The organism is Klebsiella sp. FDAARGOS_511 (assembly GCF_003812845.1).
Classification (GTDB): Bacteria; Pseudomonadota; Gammaproteobacteria; order Enterobacterales; family Enterobacteriaceae; genus Klebsiella; species Klebsiella grimontii.
The window spans coordinates 2,949,873-2,966,778 of sequence record NZ_CP033824.1 but is presented as its reverse complement, the minus strand read 5'-3'; the positions used below and the strand labels follow the sequence as shown (position 1 = coordinate 2,966,778).

Sequence of the window (16,906 nt, the reverse complement as noted above, 5' to 3'; positions counted from 1 at the left end):
GCCGTTTTTCTGTTCAATACCCATAGATTATTCACAGGCGAGGTGGGGTATGGAATCTCAGATCTGGGTTGTGAGCACGCTGCTGATTAGCATCGTGTTGATTGTGTTAACTATCGTCAAACTAAAGTTTCACCCGTTTCTGGCGCTACTGCTGGCCAGCTTTTTCGTCGGCGCCATGATGGGAATGAGCCCGCTGGATATGGTTAACGCCATAGAGAGCGGGATTGGCGGTACGCTGGGCTTCCTGGCGGCGGTGATTGGGCTGGGGACGATTCTCGGCAAAATGATGGAGGTTTCCGGCGCAGCGGAACGTATTGGCCTGACGCTCCAGCGCTGCCGCTGGCTGTCCGCCGACGTTATTATGGTGCTGGTGGGCCTGATTTGCGGGATCACCCTATTCGTTGAAGTGGGCGTGGTGCTGCTGATCCCGCTGGCGTTTTCCATTGCCAAGAAGACCAACACGTCGCTGCTCAAGCTGGCCATTCCGCTGTGTACGGCGCTGATGGCGGTGCACTGCGTGGTGCCGCCGCATCCGGCGGCGCTGTTTGTCGCGAACAAGCTGGGCGCGGATATCGGGACGGTGATCGTATACGGTCTGCTGGTGGGCCTGCTGGCTTCGCTGGTCGGCGGCCCGCTGTTCCTACGGCTGCTCGGCAACCGCCTGCCGTTTAAAGCGGTTCCGGCTGAATTTGCCAATCTCGAAGTGCGCAAAGAAGAGACCCTGCCGTCGCTTGGCGCAACCCTGTTTACGGTGCTGCTGCCGATCGGCCTGATGCTGGTCAAAACCATCGCCGAACTGAATATGACCAAAGGCGGCACGCTGTATATGCTGCTGGAGTTTATCGGCAACCCGATCACCGCCATGTTTATCGCCGTTTTCGTGGCCTACTACGTGCTGGGTATCCGCCAGGATATGGGGATGAGTACCCTGCTGACGCATACGGAAAACTGCTTCGGTTCAATTGCCAACATTCTGCTGATTATCGGCGCTGGCGGGGCCTTCAACGCCATCCTGAAAACCAGCGGCCTGGCCGATACGCTGGCGGTGATTCTGTCGAACCTCGATATGCACCCGATTCTGCTGGCCTGGCTGGTGGCGCTGATTCTGCACGCCGCGGTCGGTTCCGCCACCGTCGCCATGATGGGCGCAACCGCCATCGTCGCGCCGATGCTGCCGCTCTATCCCGGCGTGAGCCCGGAAATCATCGCTATCGCCATCGGCTCCGGCGCGATTGGCTGCACTATCGTAACGGATTCCCTGTTCTGGCTGGTTAAACAGTACTGCGGCGCAAGCCTCAACGAGACGTTCAAATACTATACCACCGCGACCTTTATCGCTTCGCTGCTTGCACTGGCCGGTACATTCCTGCTTTCTTTCATCATCTGAGCGCAAAGAGACGTAATATGAAAAACGCTGACATGACCACTTTACTCGCGCAGTTTCCTCTCCTGGAGGAGCTGATAGCCCTGAAAGAAACCACCTGGTTTAACCCGTCAACGACGTCGCTGGCGGAAGGGTTACCCTATGTTGGCCTGACGACAGAAGACGTTCAGGACGCCCATGCCCGGCTCGATCGCTTTGCGCCTTATCTGGCGGAGGCCTTTCCGGAAACCGCCGCCACCGGCGGCATCATCGAGTCTGAGCTGGTGGTTATTCCGGCAATGAAGGCCCGGTTGGAAAAAACTTTTAGCCAGCCAATTAGCGGCGATCTGCTGCTGAAAAAAGACAGCCATCTGCCGATTTCGGGTTCGATAAAAGCTCGCGGCGGCATTTATGAGGTGCTTACCCACGCGGAGAAACTGGCGATAGGCGCGGGATTGTTAAACACTGCCGACGACTACCGTAAGCTGCTGACGCCCGAGTTCAGGGGGTTCTTTAGCCAGTACAGCATCGCCGTCGGCTCCACCGGCAATCTGGGGATGTCGATTGGCATAATGAGCGCGCGCATCGGCTTCAAAGTAACGGTCCATATGTCCGCCGACGCCCGGGCGTGGAAAAAAGCCAAACTGCGCAGCCATGGCGTAACGGTGGTGGAGTACGAAGAGGATTACGGCGTGGCGGTTGAGCAGGGGCGCAAAGCCGCCGAATCTGACCCAAACTGCTTCTTTATCGATGATGAGAACTCGCGCACCCTGTTCCTCGGTTATTCCGTGGCCGGCGAGCGGCTAAAGGCGCAGTTTGCCCGGGAAGGGCGCGTGGTAGACGCCGCTCATCCGCTGTTTGTTTATCTGCCGTGCGGCGTGGGCGGCGGCCCCGGCGGGGTGGCGTTTGGCCTGAAGCTGGCGTTTGGCGACCACGTCCACTGCCTCTTCGCCGAGCCGACCCACTCCCCTTGCATGCTGCTGGGGGTCTATACCGGCCTGCATGACCAGATTTCAGTTCAGGATCTGGGGATCGATAATCTGACCGCCGCCGACGGTCTGGCGGTAGGCCGCGCTTCCGGTTTCGTGGGTCGGGCAATGGAGCGCCTGCTGGATGGGTTCTACTCTCTCGATGACCAGACTATGTACGATATGCTGGGTTGGTTAGCCGAAGAAGAAGGTATTCGCCTCGAGCCATCCGCCCTGGCCGGTATGGCCGGGCCGCAGCGGGTCTGCGCCAGCGAGGCATATCAGCTGATGCACGGCTTCACCGCGGAGCAGATGCAGAATGCGACCCATCTGGTGTGGGCGACCGGCGGCGGCATGGTGCCGGAAGAGGAGATGGCGCAGTATCTGGCAAAAGGGCGGTAAACTTTAAGACAGGTAAACGCAATGGCGACGAAGATCCTCTTGTCGCCATTTTTTTAGCGCAGCAGATGCATGAGCTCAACTGGCGAGCGGTGCTGGTTGAGTAAATCGCGCAGGACGCGCATATAGGGGGCGCTCCAGCTATAAAACTGCCGGTATCCCTCGCATAGCGCATTGGAGCCATCCTCCAGTCGCAGCTGCGGGCAGCCGCCACCGCATAATCTTAGCCAGGCGCAGCCGGCGCAGGCCGGCCCAGGCGGATTATTCTCATAACATACTGCCTCACCGCGCCAGGCGCGCAGCGTTGCCTCAAACAGCGGCACGACGATGCGATTAGCGTCTTCTTTGATCCAAATAGCGAACACCGCGCAGAGAAAATCCCCCCACAGGCGGGCGTCGGAAGGTTGCAAATGGGGAATGAACTTGATAGCCACTGCCCCCTGAGCGCTCAGTTGATGATAGACATGCTCGGGGCGTTCACACTCCTGACGATGGATAATCACTTCCCATACCGGGATATCGCTCGCCAGAGACTGGCAGTTACCGCAGTGCCGATCGTCACTGTAATCGGCCTGACATCCTGTCATATCAGATCCTTAATAAACAAAATCACCTGTCGTATATGGGTTACAGCAAACAACAATGACAGGGAAAGTACTGCGAATGCGATCAAAAATTTGTCACGAACCGCCTGCCGCTGGACAAAATCACTGTGCTCAACATCCATCACATTGCGGCTGCGGGTATAGCGCCAGAGGATGACGGCGACAAACGGCAATATGCACAGCGAAATCCAGAACGGAAGCCCTGCCTGATGCCAGTGGTGCTTAATCGCCAGCGCCAGCAGCGCGCCATAGCCTAAAAGAGTGCGAAACCAGGCCAGCGACGTGCGCTCCGGTTGCAGGCCCGGGTCGTTCTCGCGGCGCGCCCGGCGATTATCCGGCATAGAGCACCAGCGCCATGACCACCACGATAACGATAGTCAGCAGAATACTGATCAGCAGCAGGGTGCGGGTATAGGGAAGATCCTGTTTAAGCCGCATCGCCTTTTCGTTGCTCAGCCAGCGTATATAACCGTAAATCGCCAGGCCGCCGGCAAACAGGCACAGCAGCAGAGCAAGAATTTCGCGGATCAGCGGCGTCGCGAAATCCGGCGCCAGCTGGTCCAGGCCGACGCCGCCAGCTAAAAAGCCAAGCGAAGTGCGGATCCACGCCAGAAAGGTACGTTCATTCGCCAGCGAGAAGCGGTAATCCGGCGCTTCGCCAAGGCGGGATATTTTCATCATAACTCCTTGATGGGTTGCCGATTGCGTAAAATACCGGCGATTCTACCTGAGAGCCAATGCGGAAGGCATCAATAATCGCCCCGTTGCAGAAAAAGTTCAGGCCTGATAACCATTTAACGTCAGGTTATCAGGCTGATGATTGGCGGCTATATCGTTCAGAGTGATGGCCCAGTGCGTCCGCCTTTCTACCGGGCAATGCCTGCCGAGCGCCCTTTGCCAACGCTGTGAACTCGTCAAAATTTCTGTTTTTTCTCCTCTACCTTCACGCCCCGCGTCGGCAGACCGGTGTCATAGTCGCGCACGACCGGCGAGTAGCCATCCTGCGGACGCGGGCGGAAAGCGCCCATCCAGCGCGGCTGGGCATCCGGCCGCCACGGACGCAGGCTCCATTGATAGGTGCGGAACGGGTCGCGGATTTTATCCATATAGTCCAGCAGCGCATCGTGCATCCGGTAGCGAACGTCGGCGAATTCATGGACATCGATCAGATTATGTAGCTCATCCTGGTCATTTTTCCGATCATACAGTTCATCACTGGTAAACAGATTGAGTACCAGTTTGTACTCATCCGTCACCCAGCATCGCACCGGAATAAAACCGCCAAAGCTGTCGTGTTCGATTTCATAGCGATTGAACTCGACCATCACGCCACGCGGCGTTTCAGCATCGAGAATATTTTCTCCCGGCAGGATATCCGGCTTATCGATGCCCGCCAGCGCCATCATCGTCGGCAGCAGGTCGATATGGCTGACCGGTGTGTCGACCTGCGCGGGTTTGCCCTGCGGCGGGCGCATAATCAACGGGATACGGGTAATGTCGTCATACATCGCCGCGCCTTTGCTGATGAGCTTATGCGCGCCCATCATCTCACCGTGATCGGAGGTGTATATCACCCAGGTATTATCCCGCTGTTCCGGGGTTAAGGCATCGATCACCCGACCAATCTGGTCATCAACAAAGTCGTTGCAGGCAAAGTAGAGCGGATGATGATAGCGCCCATCCTCGCCTACCGGTGAGGGCATCGCCTGCGACCATAGCCGATGGTGTTCCGGTTTATTGCTCAACGAATCATGAGCCTTCGGCCCGAGGTCGTAATAAAAGTCCTGATACTTCTCCAGATACTCCACCGGGCAGGTAAACGGATGGTGCGGCTCGTCATAGGACACCACCATCAGGAACGGCTCGTCGGCGCGCGCGGGTTGATGCAGGAAGTCTACCGCCCGATTGCTGATGCGGTGCGCCCAGGTAAAGGTTTCGTCGATACCGTGTCGCTGTAAATCTTCAACCGAGTTCAGGCCATTGCGCCACAGGCTGATCTCCTCCTTGGTCAGTTCCGCGAGGTAATTTGCGCCGTCGAACCAGTAGTCAGCGTCCCACTCCGGCGGGCACTCGCCGGTACCAAAGTAGTCGTGACCATCCAGATGCCACTTGCCGATATAGCAGGTGCGGTAACCTGCATCCTTAAAGTAGCGCCCCATGGTAGAGATGTTTTTTCCCGGCGCGATGTTATTGGTCCACGGGCCGGACTGGTTGGCGTAGATTCCGGTAAACAGTCCGGCACGCGCCGGAGTGCATACCGGCGAGCAGGTATAGGCGGAATTAAAGCGGATACCTTCGGCGGCCAGACGATCAATATTATGGGTATTCAGCGGTTTACCGCTGTAGCAGCCCACCATATTGGTCGCCTGGGTATCGGTCATAATAAACAGGAAATTGGGACGACTCATGATTTTTCCTTAACGTCGATAGCATAGGAAGCTGGAGCGGAGCGGCGTTCCCGCCAGCTGCTGTAAATCAGATAGATAACGACCGCTGCGGTAATGGCGTAGCTCACCGCCGCCAGCCAGCGAGTGCCGTAGCCGCCAAATTCGGCGAGGCCCGCGTAAACGCCGATCATCGCGAACAAGATCCCCACCGAAGCAATTTTCACGTGCCGGTACGGCTGCATATCAACGGCAAACGCATCATGGAATTTAAACGGCGTCGCCCGCGGCTTAATGACGCCGATAACCAGCATGACTACCACGTTGATGCAGAACGTGCAGGCAAGCACGTAGAGGAAATGGAAATCGAACTTCACCAGGTAGTTAATCGTGATGTAGCTAACAATCCCCAGCCCCATCGCCACTTTGGCGGCGATCGCCGGGATACGCGGAAAGAAGAAGCCCATAATGATGATGGTTACCAGCGGCACGTTATAAATACCGTTGAGCTGCTTCATCCAGCTATACAGTCCCTGCGGCGCATTGGCGATCCACGGCGCGACAATCACCGATATCACCGCAATAAAAAGGCCAAATTTCCGCCCAATGCGCACCAGCTGTTCCGGCTGTGCGTTTTGATTAATGATGCGCCGGTAAATCCCCATGCTGAACAGGGTACTGGCGCTGTTTAAAAAACCGTTAAAGGTGCTAATAACCGCGCCAAACAGTACCGCGCCGAAGAACCCAACTAACGGGAGCGGCATCACCTTATTGACCAGCGTCGGATAGGCCATATCCGCGCTCGGCAGATCCTGGTAGAGGTGAAAGGCAATTAAACCGGGAAGAACCAGAATCAACGGATCGAGCATCTTGAGAACCGCCGTCAGCAGCGCCCCTTTCTGCCCCTCCGCCAGGCTTTTTGACGCCAGGGTTCGCTGAACTATCCCCTGATTAGTACACCAGTAGAAGGTGTTCACCAGAATCAGGCCGGTAAACGCCGCGCCAATCGGTAAGGGGTCAGTGCTGCCGCCAATGGAGTTCAGCTTCTCCGCATGTACCGTCGTCAGCTGCTCTATGCCCTGTAAAAAGCTCCCCTTCCCCATCGCCATCAGGCCAAAAATCGGTACCATCAGACCGCCAATCACCAGGCCAATTCCGTTAATGGAATCAGCGATTGCCATTGCGCGCATACCGCCGATCACCGCGTATAAAATCCCGGCCAGACCGAGCAAAATGACCAGTAACCAGATGGCGGCGCCCTGGGTCAGCCCCAGCGACTCACCGATATGAAACAGGCTATTTAGCGCCAGCGCGCCGGAGTAAAGCACGATGGGTAAAAAGCAGATACCGGTGGCGATAAGAAAGCAGAAGTCGATAATAATGCGGGTCGTTTTATCGTACCGCTCTTCCAGAAAGTCCGGGATGGTGGCGATACCGCGCTGCAAATAACGGGGAAGAAAGATCAGCGCCAGGAAGATTAGCGTCACCGCCGATGTCACTTCCCAGCCCATGACCGACATGCCGCTTTTGTAAGCCTGGCCCGATAATCCTACCAGCTGTTCGGTCGATAAGTTGGTTAACATCAGCGAGGCGGCGATGACTGGCGCTTTCAGCGAACGGCCTGCAAGAAAATAGCCCTGCTGCGAACCGGTATCCGCTTTTCTTACCTTGAACCAGGTAATGATAGCCACCAGCAATGTAAAACCGACAAAGCTCAAAATTTGTATAGTATTCATCTTTAAGCCCTTATTTGTCATTATATCCCGGCGCTATTAGGTACAAAGGTATAGCGTTTTATCCAGGTAAGGCGATGATTTATATAAAACGAGATGTAATGTATCCCTGCAAGGCTATTTCTTGCTAAATTCACCTCATCAGGTTGCAGGCATCATTGGCCGATGGGAAATTAAAATGAATGGAAAAATACAAATTTCGCATGTAAAAAACGAAACTACGTATAACATTCCGTTAGTTCTGGAAGAAAATGTGATCTCAAGCGGGATTTCCCTGCTCTCGCTGTGGCATACCCTGGCCGATGAAAGCTACCGGGTTAGCTGGCCGCGCGATAAAAAGAAACCGCTTATCGCCAACTCGTGGGTGGCGATATATACACTCCAGGGGTGCGGGAAAATATATCTTAAAGACCATACTGAAATAACGTTAAACGGTAACTGCGTCATATTTCTAAAACCCATAGAGATCAAATCCTATCACTGCGCCGGATTGGTCTGGGAACAATACTGGATGGAATTTATTCCTACTACGCTGATGCCTATTCCGGTATTACAAATCGGCACTATTTATCACGCCGATATTTTTAATAAGGAACTCAATGAAGTGGCCTTACTGATTGCTGACCGCGATCCGCTAAAGAATAACCTGGCCGTCGCCTACCTCACGAAAATCATTTATCAATGGATTTGCCTGATTGCCGAAAATGGCAACAAAGATCGTCAACTGCAAAAGCTGGAGAATCTTATTGCCGCTCTACACGCTAATCCGCAAAAACGCTGGAGCGTAGCCGATATGGCTGATGCTATGCAGTGCAGCGAACCGTGGCTGCGGCGCCTCTTTTTGCGTTATACCGGCAAAACGCCAAAGGAGTATTACCTTAACGCCCAGCTTGAGCTGGCGCAGTCGCTATTAAAGCAGGAGGGGAATACGGTGGGTAAGGTGGCGGAAATGCTGAACTTCTTTGACTCCTTTCATTTTAGCAAGGCGTTTAAACGCCGGTTCGGCTACGCGCCCTCAGCGGTGTTAAAAATGAATGACCGGCACCCCATGGATGCCGGTCAGCAGGATTAATGCAGTTCCGGCCAGTACTCTTTGTTGGCCGCGATCAGGTCATCAAGAATCGCTTTGGCGACCGATGCGCTCGGTACGGTTTTCGACAGTGCGATGGCCTGCCACAGCTTATGGTACGAGCGCTGTTCCCAGGCATCCACCACCAGTTTTTCCACCGCGACCTGCTGGCTCATCATCCCTTTCTGGAAGTGCGGAATATCGCCAACCGTCAGCGGCTCCGGTCCGTTGTGGCCCACCAGGCACGGAATTTCCACCATCGCATCGGCGTCAAAGTTATGAATCGCGCCGTTGTTCGGCACAATCAGCAGCATCCGTTCCTGGGTATTAAAGGCAATCGCCGCCGCCAGATCGACGATGTAGGAAGCGTGTTCGTCAATTTCCAGATCGCCGGCGGAGGATTTACCCGCCTCAATAATTGCCCGACAGGCGCTAAAGACGTTTTTCTCACGATGATCCATCACCTCATTGGCGCGGGTGCGTTCCGGGTTGGAGTGCGCCACCACATAGTCCGGGAACAGATAATACTTGAGATAGGTATTCGGCATCGTATCCGGATCCAACGCCTGCACGTCTTTCGCCTTGGCGAAAGTGTCGTTCCAGCTGGCTTCGGTATGCGGATCGTTTGATGGCGGCACATAGCCGAATTTCGCGACATGTTCGCGCAGTTTCGGCATCAGATCGTTGCCCTGCAAATCTTCAATCGAGGTCCACCAGCCGAAGTGGTTCAGCCCGTAGTAGCGCACGCGCATCTGTTTACGGTCCTTAAGGCCGACGATTTGCGCCATCCGACCTTCAATACCGATCGGCATATCACAGATGTTGAGAATTTTAGCGTTCGGACGCAGGCGGCGGGTCGCTTCCGCCACAATGGCCGCCGGGTTGGAGTAGTTCAGCATCCAGGCGTTTGGTGAATATTTTTCCATATAGTCCACCAGTTCCAGGACGCCGCCGATGGAGCGCATACCGTAGGCGATCCCGCCTGGGCCGCAGGTTTCCTGGCCCAGAACGCCGTGGCGCAGCGGAATTTTTTCATCTTTTTCACGCATCGGGTATTTGCCCACGCGGATATGCGCCATCACGAAATCGACGTCGGTAAACGCCGCCTGCGGGTCGGTGGTGTAGCTGAACTCGATCTCCGGGGCCTGCTCTTTGAGAATGACTTTGCACGCCTCGGCGATGGTCTCCTGACGCGCGCCGTCGTTGTCGTAAAATTTCAGCGACCGCAGCGGGAAGCGATCCTGGTTCGCTAACAGCATCAGCACGATGCCCGGGGTGAAGGTACTACCGCCGCCTGCGATAACAACTGAGAATTTTTTCATGATACTGCCTCCGTCATGGTGGTTTGTTCGGTCTGTAGAGAATCTTTTATCAGGGTTTCCAGCTGGTCGCGGACCTGAGGAACGTGCAGGCCGACGATGACCTGAATTGCGTTGCCGCGGCGGACTACGCCGTGGGCGCCCAGCGCTTTAAAGACGTCGTCGCTTTGGGTCTTCGCCATATCGACCAGCGCAATGCGCAGCCGGGTGGCGCAGTTATTGATGCTTTCGATATTGCCCGCTCCGCCCAGCGCCTGCAGGAAGCCGGCGGCCTGGCCCAGTTTGGTGTCCGCTGCTCCGGCGGCGCTGGTTTTACCGCGTGCGGCCTGGTAATCCGCTTTGCTGTAGAGCTTAATTTCACTCTCTTCACGGCCCGGCGTTTTGAGGTTCAGGCGCAGAATCAACGTGCGGAAAATGACGAAGTAGAGTGCGGTGAAGCACACGCCAACGCCAATCTGGATAAACATCATCGACGCGTGGTTGTGGAACATCGGGATCCAGTTTTGCGGCAGGAACTGGTCGAGCAGGCCGCCGCCAAAGTTGCCTACCACGCCGCAGATATACATCACCGTCGCCATAGTGGCTGCCAGCACCGCATGGACGGCAAACAGCAGCGGCGAGATAAACAGGAAGGTGAACTCTAACGGCTCGGTTATTCCCACCAGTACGGCGGTTAAGGTGGCAGGAATCAGCAGACCGGCGACTTTCACGCGGTTTTCCGGTGCTGCGGTGTAGTAGAGCGCCAGCGCGATACCCACGGAACCAAAGACCTTCGAGTTACCGTGCAGCGCGAATCCGCCTTCCGGGAACAGGGTTTTCAGCGCCTCGGTACTCTGGCTGAACTCATGTAAATGCTGCGCCCAGTAAACCTGAATACCGCTTTCCACTACCGCCGGGCCGAAAATAAACGGTCCGTAGACGAAGTGATGTAAACCGGTCGGGATCAGGATACGTTCAAGGAAGATATAGACCCAGACGCCCAGTGCTCCGGCGGAGCGTAAAAAGGCCTGCAGCGATTCAATGCCCATCTGCACCTTTGGCCAGCCAAGCAGGGTCAGCCAGGCGCAGGGGATCATTGCCAGGAAGGCAACAATGACCACAAACGAGGAGCCCTGGAAGATCCCCAGAAACACCGGCAGCGGTTTATCGAAATAGCGGTTATGCAGGGCGGTCACCAGCCCGGAAATGACGATCGCGCCGATAATGCTGGTATCAAGCGTTTTAATCCCGGCCATCATCGTCAGGCCGCTGCCTGCCGTTGGCTCAACGGAAAAGTCGACGCCGAAGAAGTGGCCCCAGGTCATCCCCATGGCGTTGATAAAGTAGTTCCAGGTAAGGAAGCTAACCAGCACCGCCAGGCAGGCCCGGCCCTGGGCCTGTTTCGCCAGGCCGATCGGTAGACCGACGGCGAAAATCAGCGGCATATTACGAAAGACGGTCCAGCCGCCCTCTTCAATAATGTGAACGATCTGAGCAAATAAACTGTCGGGTGCTGTGAGCGCTTCGCCGACGAACATCGGGTTGCGCAACATAATGGCGATACCCACCACGATCCCGGCGAAAGGAAAGAGTAAAACCGGGGTAAACATGGCGCCGCCAAAGCGTTGTATTTGACTGAGCATTTGAAAATCCTCATGTAACAACTCATAGGGTGAGTGGCCTTATTCATACCCGCCATGCTTCACCTGCCGCGGTGAATTATTCAGGGTAACTATTTGTACTGGCCTGAGATGAGAATAGAAATTTGCCCCTCCAACAACATGCGGCGCCGTTGCGATTCGTGATCGCTTTCATGGTTTTAATTGCGTCAATGTTGTCTACTTTTTAAGTAAAAATTAGACATGATGAATTGCGCTGTTTAAGTCGCTATAACGAATACTCTTTATCCCCATGTATTAAATGCATTTTTATAGTGAATAATTCATGCACTATCGTTTTCAACTGAATGAATAGAGGTCTACTGGTGATCTACAAATCTATCGCTGACAGACTACGTCTGCGGCTGAACTCCTCCGATTTCGAGGTCGGCAGCCCGCTTCCCGGCGAAAAAAAGCTGGCGGAAGAGTTTGGCGTCGCGCGCATGACCATCCGCAAGGCGATAGATCTGCTGGTCGCCTGGGGGCTGGTGGTGCGTCGACACGGCTCCGGCACCTACGTCGCCCGTAAAGACCTGCATCATGAAACCAGCAATCTGACCGGTCTGGCCGAGGTGCTGCGCAAGCAGGGTAAAGAGGTGGTCAGCCGGGTATTGGTTTTTGAGGTGATGCCCGCCCCCCCGGCTATCGCCAGCCTGCTGCGGATACAAATTGATGAACGGATCTACTTCTCGCGCCGGGTGCGCTATGTCGATGGCAAGCCGCTAATGCTGGAAGACAGCTATATGCCGGTGAAGCTGTTTCGCAATCTATCGCTGGTGCATCTGGAAGGGTCGAAGTTCGATTACATCGAGAAGGAGTGTGGAATAACCATTAGCGGTAACTATGAAACGCTGTCGCCGGTGCTGGCGGACAGGCAGCTGGCGCAGTCGATGAACGTGCCGGAACAGACGCCGCTGCTGCGTATAACCTCTCTTTCCTACAGCGACAGCGGCGAGTTTCTTAACTACTCGGTGATGTTCCGTAACGCCAGCGAGTATCAGGTGGACTACCACCTGCGGCGTGTCCAGGCGGAGAATCCGTTAACCTATCCCCCAGAACAGCACCGCCAGTAGCTGCGGCGTAATAATACGTAAGAACATGACCAGCGGATAAACGGTCGCGTAAGAGAGCGCCGCCGCGCCGCTGGTGGCATGCAGGTTGTTGGCAAAGGCCAGCGCGGGCGGATCGGTCATTGAACCGGCCAGCATGCCGCATAGGGTCAGGTAGTTCATCTTCGCCAGCATCCGCGCCAGAATACCGACAGCCAGCAGTGGGATAGCGGTGATAAAGATGCCGTAGACAATCCAGCTCATGCCGTCACCTTCAATCAGCGTCGCCACAAAGTCGCCGCCGGATTTCAGCCCAACCACCGCCAGGAACAGCACAATACCCAGCTCGCGCAGCGCGAGGTTGGCGCTGGGCGGCATAAACCAGTACAGCTTACCGATGCTGCCGATACGCCCGAGGATCAGCGCCATTATCAGCGGCCCTCCGGCCAGACCCAGCTTCAACGCCGCCGGGAACCCCGGAATAAACAGCGGAATAGAGCCCAGCAGCACGCCTAAGCCAATGCCGATGAATACCGGCAACATCTGCACCTGCTGCAGTTTTTGCTGGGCGTTGCCAAGCTCAGCGGCCACCGCGTCAATCGCCTCCGGACGGCCGACCAGGTTGAGAATATCACCGAACTGCAGGCTAGCATGGCTGCTGGCCACCAGTTCAACCCCGGCGCGATTGAGGCGCGAAATCACCACGTCGTAGCGCTGTTTAAAGTGCAGATCGCGAATTCTTTTACCTAACACTTTTTCGTTAGTGACCACCACGCGCTCGACTTTCAGATCGGTGCCGCGCGTGGAGAGCGAAGTGGAAACCTCCTTGCCAATCACCAGCTGGGCATTGTGTAAATCCTCCGGTCGCCCGACCAAGTGCAGCAGGTCCCCAAGCTGAATCAGGGTATTCGGCGCGGGCACCATTAGCATCTCCTCACGCTTGAGGCGCGAGCAGATCAGCTTGTCGCTGTTAAGCATCGGCACATCCTGAATCGCCATATTGTTCAGGTTCGGGTTTTCGACCCGCACGTTGATGGTCTGGAGATGCGCATGGCCGTTGCCGCTGATCTCGTCAAACTGCTGGGCTTCTTTCTCGACGTTGATGCGGAAAAACAGTCGCACCAGCCACATGGTCAGCAAAATGCCGCAGATGCCAAACGGATAGGCCATGGCGTAGCTCATCCCCATCTGATCGACGGTATCAAGCGGTACGCCAAGGTCGCGCAGGATCTGCTGCCCGGCGCCCAGCGCAGGCGTGTTGGTTACCGCGCCGGAGAAGATACCGAGCACCACGGGAAGAGGGATATCGAACAGTTTATGCAGGACCGCGGTGACCAGGCCGCCGAGAATGACGATCAGAATGGCGAAGAGGTTCAGCCGCAGGCCGGAGACGCGCAGCGAGGCGAAGAAGCCCGGCCCAACCTGGATACCGATGGTATACACAAAGAGAATCAGGCCGAATTCCTGAATAAAGTGCAGCATTGGGCTACTGAGCGTAATGCCCGCCTGGTCCACAAAGTGGCCGACGATGATGCCGCCAAACAGCACGCCTCCGATACCGAAGCCGACACCGCGCACTTTTACATTGCCGATCCACAATCCGACGACCGCCACCAGCGCCAATACGCTAACGGTCAATGCTATATCACTCATCGTCTCTTCCCTGTGTATAACATTACTCACAATGAGGATTATGACCGGTACTCACCAGGCTGTATGCCGCCTGGCGCACAATAATCACGGGATCAGGTTTATGACTCAGGGGAACATTTCTTTTTCGCGGCGATTTTTAGCTGCTGAATACTTTTCTCCGGGGAAGGAAGCGCTTCCGGCATCGTGCCGCCAAGTTCTTTGATAGTCTGGCGTACTTTTTGTACCTACTTCATAATGGGTTTGATTGGCCAACTGCTTCGTATCAACCTCATCCCGGCGTAGTTTTTCTTCCGTTTGAGTAGCGCGAAACAGGTTGTCTGCAAGTTCAGTAGACTCCATATGGTCGAGAATTTTTTGGCTTTTCTTCAGCTTCTTACGCTCGTGAATCGCTTTTTGATCCAGTCCGCCATAGAGGCCTTTATAGCCATGGTTCTGGAAGATGGCAAAATCCAGCGTTGTCTCCACGCCTGCCTGTTGGGCCGTTTCAACCAGATGTTTATTATGTTCAGTAAGCTCATTGCGCAGAAACAGTCGCTTTTCATCCTCTCGTAGTGATTTAAACGTTTGATCGTCTTCCAGCTCCTGGCGACGAGTTTGCAAAGCAAAGTAGGTTTGCCCTGCGGCAATCACCGGTTTCGATGGATCGCCATTTTGCACAACCAGATAGCAGGCATAGCGGGAGAGCTTAATATCCTTAAGTTCTCTTTGCGCTCCCGAACCTGTCTTGACCATAGCGAGGATCTCTTCGAAATGGTCGCTAATAGCATGACCACTATTCGCACAGGCTTCAGTTGCCTTAATTATCACGGGATTAAAGTGTCGATATTCCGAGTATTCAAGCAGTTTTGCTAACGCCCGGGCAGACCAGTACTCTCTTCCCGCCTCATCCCTATTTTTAATCGCTTCAAACGGCTACTGTTCGTTCATTACATATCCTTTGTTTCAGTGAGCCTATAAAACCTGATTATTTTTTAAACTGAAACATCTATTGCAGCAAGGGGATTTAATGCGCTCTCGCGCACAAAAAAGCCCCGAAAATCGGGGCTTTATGGGTGGTTAGCTTAATTAGCTATCTAACGCGGGGCGCTCGCTGATGGCGATGCGCTGCGGTGCGATCTGTTCCGGCTCGTTACGGGTCAGATCGATATGCAGCAGGCCGTTGGTAAAGGTAGCCCCGGAGACTTCCATATTTTCGGCAAGCGTAAAGCTCAGGCTAAAGGCCTGGTTAACCAGCCCCTGATGCAGCCATTTGGTCTCTTTTTCCGGCTGCTGCGGCGCGCCTTTTACCGTCAGGCGCGTGCCTTCAAGCTGGATATCCAAATCTTCCTGACGGAAACCGGCCAGCGCAAGGGTAATGCGATAGTGGTTGTCGTCGCTTTTTTCGATGTTATAAGGCGGGAAGGTCTGGCTTTCACCGGCGGTTTGCAGCGCGTTGGCCAGTTTGTCAAAACCGATCCATTGACGCAGCAGCGGGGATAAATCGTAGTTACGCATTGTGTTTCTCCTTCTAAGAAGCGAGTGGATAGCTGCAAATCCTGCGGATTCGCATTTGCCCCCTGACGGCAGGCAGATTTTTACATTAATACCGGGCCGCGTTGGCGGCCCGAGGAAATTAGTTGATCTCGATACGGCGCGGTTTATTCGCTTCGGGAATCACTCGCTCGAGGTCGATATACAGCAGGCCGTTTACCAGGTTGGCGCCGCGAATATGGATATTTTCCGCCAGCTGGAATTTACGCTCAAAATTGCGTTCAGCGATGCCCTGATAAAGATAAGTACGCTCTTTCTGTTCGGCGGCATGGGCGCCTTTCACGATAAGCAGATTATCCTGAGCGGTAATTTCCAGTTCGCTCTCGGCAAAACCGGCCACGGCAATCGCGATGCGGTAGTTGTTCTCGTCTACTAACTCAACGTTGTACGGAGGGTAGCCGCCATTACTCTGGCTTTGATTATTTTCTAACAGATTGAAAAGGCGGTCGAAACCAATAGCAGAACGATACAGCGGGGAGAGATCGAAATTACGCATAATACATAGCTCCTGAAATCAGCGAGAATTATCTGACCTTCCATCATGGACAGGTCGTTATTAAGCGGAATACCCATTCGGCGTATTCTCTGAGTGACACATTCCTAAAATGGGTATATCCATGCCCTTTTCAAGGTGAAGAGGGCAATTTTTTTTGCAGTTTGCGGTCTATTGCTTAGACTGGAGTGACAGCACAAAAGGCAAAGTGCGACGCCTGCCACAGTGCGGCGCAATCGCACTATGCATCCATGGAATGGCCCGATATAACCGATATGTACGCCATTCTTCAGACCGCGCCATTACCGGCGGCGCTCTGAATTTTTTGTACATTGAAGGTTCTATCAACGCCCGTAACGATGACGGAAAAATGATGAAAAACGGTCTGTTAAAGCTGGTCCTGTTTAGCGGGATGATAAGTGTAGGCGGTTGCTCCAGCGTGATGTCACATACCGGCGGTAAGGAAGGAACCTATCCGGGAACGCGCGCCAGCGCGCAAATGCTGGGAGATAGCGATGCCAACTGGGGAACGAAATCCCTTGTGGCGCTGGATATGCCCCTTACGGCGGTAATGGACACGCTGCTGCTGCCGTGGGATATGTTCCGCACCGACAGCTCGGTCAAATCGCGCGTCGAAAAGAGTGAGAAAGAGACGCTGGCGACCAACTCCGTGATCCCGCCAGCGCGGATGACTAATCAGTAAT

At 54.8% G+C, this 16,906-nt stretch carries 15 protein-coding genes, 1 pseudogene and 1 other annotated feature; of the genes and pseudogenes, 5 read left to right on the top strand and 11 right to left on the bottom strand.

Translation table 11 applies throughout. The features are described 5' to 3' along the window. Positions 1-49: 49 nt before the first annotated feature. Positions 50-1,387 (top strand): D-serine transporter DsdX, encoded by a 1,338-nt coding sequence (gene dsdX, locus EGY08_RS15235; RefSeq protein ID WP_004126868.1) that lies wholly within the window; start codon positions 50-52, stop codon positions 1,385-1,387. Positions 1,388-1,404: 17 nt separating this feature from the next. Then, positions 1,405-2,733, top strand: coding sequence for a D-serine ammonia-lyase (dsdA, locus tag EGY08_RS15230; RefSeq protein WP_123828629.1), 1,329 nt, complete (start codon positions 1,405-1,407; stop codon positions 2,731-2,733). Between the two features lie 53 nt (positions 2,734-2,786). Here the strand turns inward: dsdA and EGY08_RS15225 are convergent, their stop codons facing one another. The 5 genes from EGY08_RS15225 to EGY08_RS15205 form a co-directional block, all read right to left on the bottom strand. Then, positions 2,787-3,317, bottom strand: a complete 531-nt coding sequence (locus EGY08_RS15225; RefSeq protein ID WP_004126874.1) for a radical SAM protein — start codon at positions 3,315-3,317, stop codon at positions 2,787-2,789. Further along, positions 3,314-3,676, bottom strand: a complete 363-nt coding sequence (locus EGY08_RS15220) for a DUF202 domain-containing protein (protein ID WP_004126877.1) — start codon at positions 3,674-3,676, stop codon at positions 3,314-3,316. The genes EGY08_RS15225 and EGY08_RS15220 overlap by 4 nt, the downstream gene beginning before the upstream one ends. Next, positions 3,666-4,013, bottom strand: coding sequence for a YidH family protein (locus tag EGY08_RS15215; RefSeq protein ID WP_004126880.1), 348 nt, complete (start codon positions 4,011-4,013; stop codon positions 3,666-3,668). Before EGY08_RS15215 ends, EGY08_RS15220 begins: the two co-directional genes overlap by 11 nt. 236 nt (positions 4,014-4,249) lie before the next feature. Continuing rightward, the gene (locus EGY08_RS15210) at positions 4,250-5,743 is read right to left on the bottom strand and encodes a sulfatase-like hydrolase/transferase (RefSeq protein ID WP_049115573.1); all 1,494 of its coding nucleotides are present in this window, start codon (positions 5,741-5,743) and stop codon (positions 4,250-4,252) included. Further along, positions 5,740-7,455, bottom strand: a complete 1,716-nt coding sequence (locus EGY08_RS15205; protein WP_004126885.1) for a solute:sodium symporter family transporter — start codon at positions 7,453-7,455, stop codon at positions 5,740-5,742. Before EGY08_RS15205 ends, EGY08_RS15210 begins: the two co-directional genes overlap by 4 nt. Before the next feature lie 175 nt (positions 7,456-7,630). Between EGY08_RS15205 and EGY08_RS15200 the strand changes: the two genes are divergently transcribed. After that, a complete protein-coding gene (locus EGY08_RS15200; protein ID WP_004126900.1) occupies positions 7,631-8,524 on the top strand; it encodes a helix-turn-helix transcriptional regulator in 894 nt (297 codons plus the stop codon). On the opposite strand, the gene EGY08_RS15195 is transcribed toward EGY08_RS15200, so the two are convergent. Both EGY08_RS15195 and EGY08_RS15190 read right to left on the bottom strand, forming a co-directional pair. After that, positions 8,521-9,843, bottom strand: a complete 1,323-nt coding sequence (locus EGY08_RS15195) for a 6-phospho-alpha-glucosidase (protein ID WP_004126903.1) — start codon at positions 9,841-9,843, stop codon at positions 8,521-8,523. The genes EGY08_RS15200 and EGY08_RS15195 overlap by 4 nt on opposite strands. Next, complete coding sequence (locus EGY08_RS15190) at positions 9,840-11,462, bottom strand: alpha-glucoside-specific PTS transporter subunit IIBC (RefSeq protein WP_123828628.1); 1,623 nt, start codon at positions 11,460-11,462, stop codon at positions 9,840-9,842. Before EGY08_RS15190 ends, EGY08_RS15195 begins: the two co-directional genes overlap by 4 nt. Before the next feature lie 341 nt (positions 11,463-11,803). Between EGY08_RS15190 and EGY08_RS15185 the strand changes: the two genes are divergently transcribed. Continuing rightward, positions 11,804-12,550: a GntR family transcriptional regulator gene (locus EGY08_RS15185; RefSeq protein WP_004126909.1), complete on the top strand. Its 747-nt coding sequence runs from the start codon at positions 11,804-11,806 to the stop codon at positions 12,548-12,550. Here EGY08_RS15185 and EGY08_RS15180 read toward each other — a convergent pair. The 4 genes and pseudogenes from EGY08_RS15180 to ibpA form a co-directional block, all read right to left on the bottom strand. Continuing rightward, on the bottom strand, positions 12,518-14,179 hold the full coding sequence (locus EGY08_RS15180; protein ID WP_004126911.1) for a putative transporter: 1,662 nt from the start codon (positions 14,177-14,179) through the stop codon (positions 12,518-12,520). The genes EGY08_RS15185 and EGY08_RS15180 overlap by 33 nt on opposite strands. A gap of 98 nt (positions 14,180-14,277) precedes the next feature. Beyond that, positions 14,278-15,079: pseudogene (gene dinD, locus EGY08_RS15175) on the bottom strand (DNA damage-inducible protein D). Positions 15,080-15,244: 165 nt separating this feature from the next. Further along, a complete protein-coding gene (gene ibpB / locus EGY08_RS15170; RefSeq protein WP_004126915.1) occupies positions 15,245-15,673 on the bottom strand; it encodes a small heat shock chaperone IbpB in 429 nt (142 codons plus the stop codon). 118 nt (positions 15,674-15,791) lie between these two features. Next, complete coding sequence (ibpA, locus tag EGY08_RS15165; protein WP_004126917.1) at positions 15,792-16,205, bottom strand: small heat shock chaperone IbpA; 414 nt, start codon at positions 16,203-16,205, stop codon at positions 15,792-15,794. Next, positions 16,199-16,274, bottom strand: a sequence feature (ROSE (Repression Of Heat Shock gene Expression) occurs in the 5'-region of heat shock genes and acts as an RNA thermometer to modulate expression.). (Overlaps the previous gene by 7 nt.) 298 nt (positions 16,275-16,572) lie before the next feature. Between ibpA and EGY08_RS15160 the strand changes: the two genes are divergently transcribed. After that, a complete protein-coding gene (locus EGY08_RS15160) occupies positions 16,573-16,905 on the top strand; it encodes a YceK/YidQ family lipoprotein (protein ID WP_032742222.1) in 333 nt (110 codons plus the stop codon). Position 16,906: the final 1 nt, after the last annotated feature.

Bases quoted from the DNA above. Each gene is read 5' to 3' on its own strand.
- ibpA (WP_004126917.1), bottom strand. From the start codon at position 16,205: ATGCGTAATTTCGATCTCTCCCCGCTGTATCGTTCTGCTATTGGTTTC.
- EGY08_RS15205 (WP_004126885.1), bottom strand. From the start codon at position 7,455: ATGAATACTATACAAATTTTGAGCTTTGTCGGTTTTACATTGCTGGTG.
- EGY08_RS15200 (WP_004126900.1), top strand. From the start codon at position 7,631: ATGAATGGAAAAATACAAATTTCGCATGTAAAAAACGAAACTACGTAT.
- EGY08_RS15190 (WP_123828628.1), bottom strand. From the start codon at position 11,462: ATGCTCAGTCAAATACAACGCTTTGGCGGCGCCATGTTTACCCCGGTT.
- EGY08_RS15160 (WP_032742222.1), top strand. From the start codon at position 16,573: ATGATGAAAAACGGTCTGTTAAAGCTGGTCCTGTTTAGCGGGATGATA.
- EGY08_RS15195 (WP_004126903.1), bottom strand. From the start codon at position 9,843: ATGAAAAAATTCTCAGTTGTTATCGCAGGCGGCGGTAGTACCTTCACC.
- EGY08_RS15215 (WP_004126880.1), bottom strand. From the start codon at position 4,013: ATGAAAATATCCCGCCTTGGCGAAGCGCCGGATTACCGCTTCTCGCTG.
- EGY08_RS15220 (WP_004126877.1), bottom strand. From the start codon at position 3,676: ATGCCGGATAATCGCCGGGCGCGCCGCGAGAACGACCCGGGCCTGCAA.
- EGY08_RS15180 (WP_004126911.1), bottom strand. From the start codon at position 14,179: ATGAGTGATATAGCATTGACCGTTAGCGTATTGGCGCTGGTGGCGGTC.
- dsdA (WP_123828629.1), top strand. From the start codon at position 1,405: ATGAAAAACGCTGACATGACCACTTTACTCGCGCAGTTTCCTCTCCTG.
- ibpB (WP_004126915.1), bottom strand. From the start codon at position 15,673: ATGCGTAACTACGATTTATCCCCGCTGCTGCGTCAATGGATCGGTTTT.
- EGY08_RS15210 (WP_049115573.1), bottom strand. From the start codon at position 5,743: ATGAGTCGTCCCAATTTCCTGTTTATTATGACCGATACCCAGGCGACC.
- EGY08_RS15225 (WP_004126874.1), bottom strand. From the start codon at position 3,317: ATGACAGGATGTCAGGCCGATTACAGTGACGATCGGCACTGCGGTAAC.
- dsdX (WP_004126868.1), top strand. From the start codon at position 50: ATGGAATCTCAGATCTGGGTTGTGAGCACGCTGCTGATTAGCATCGTG.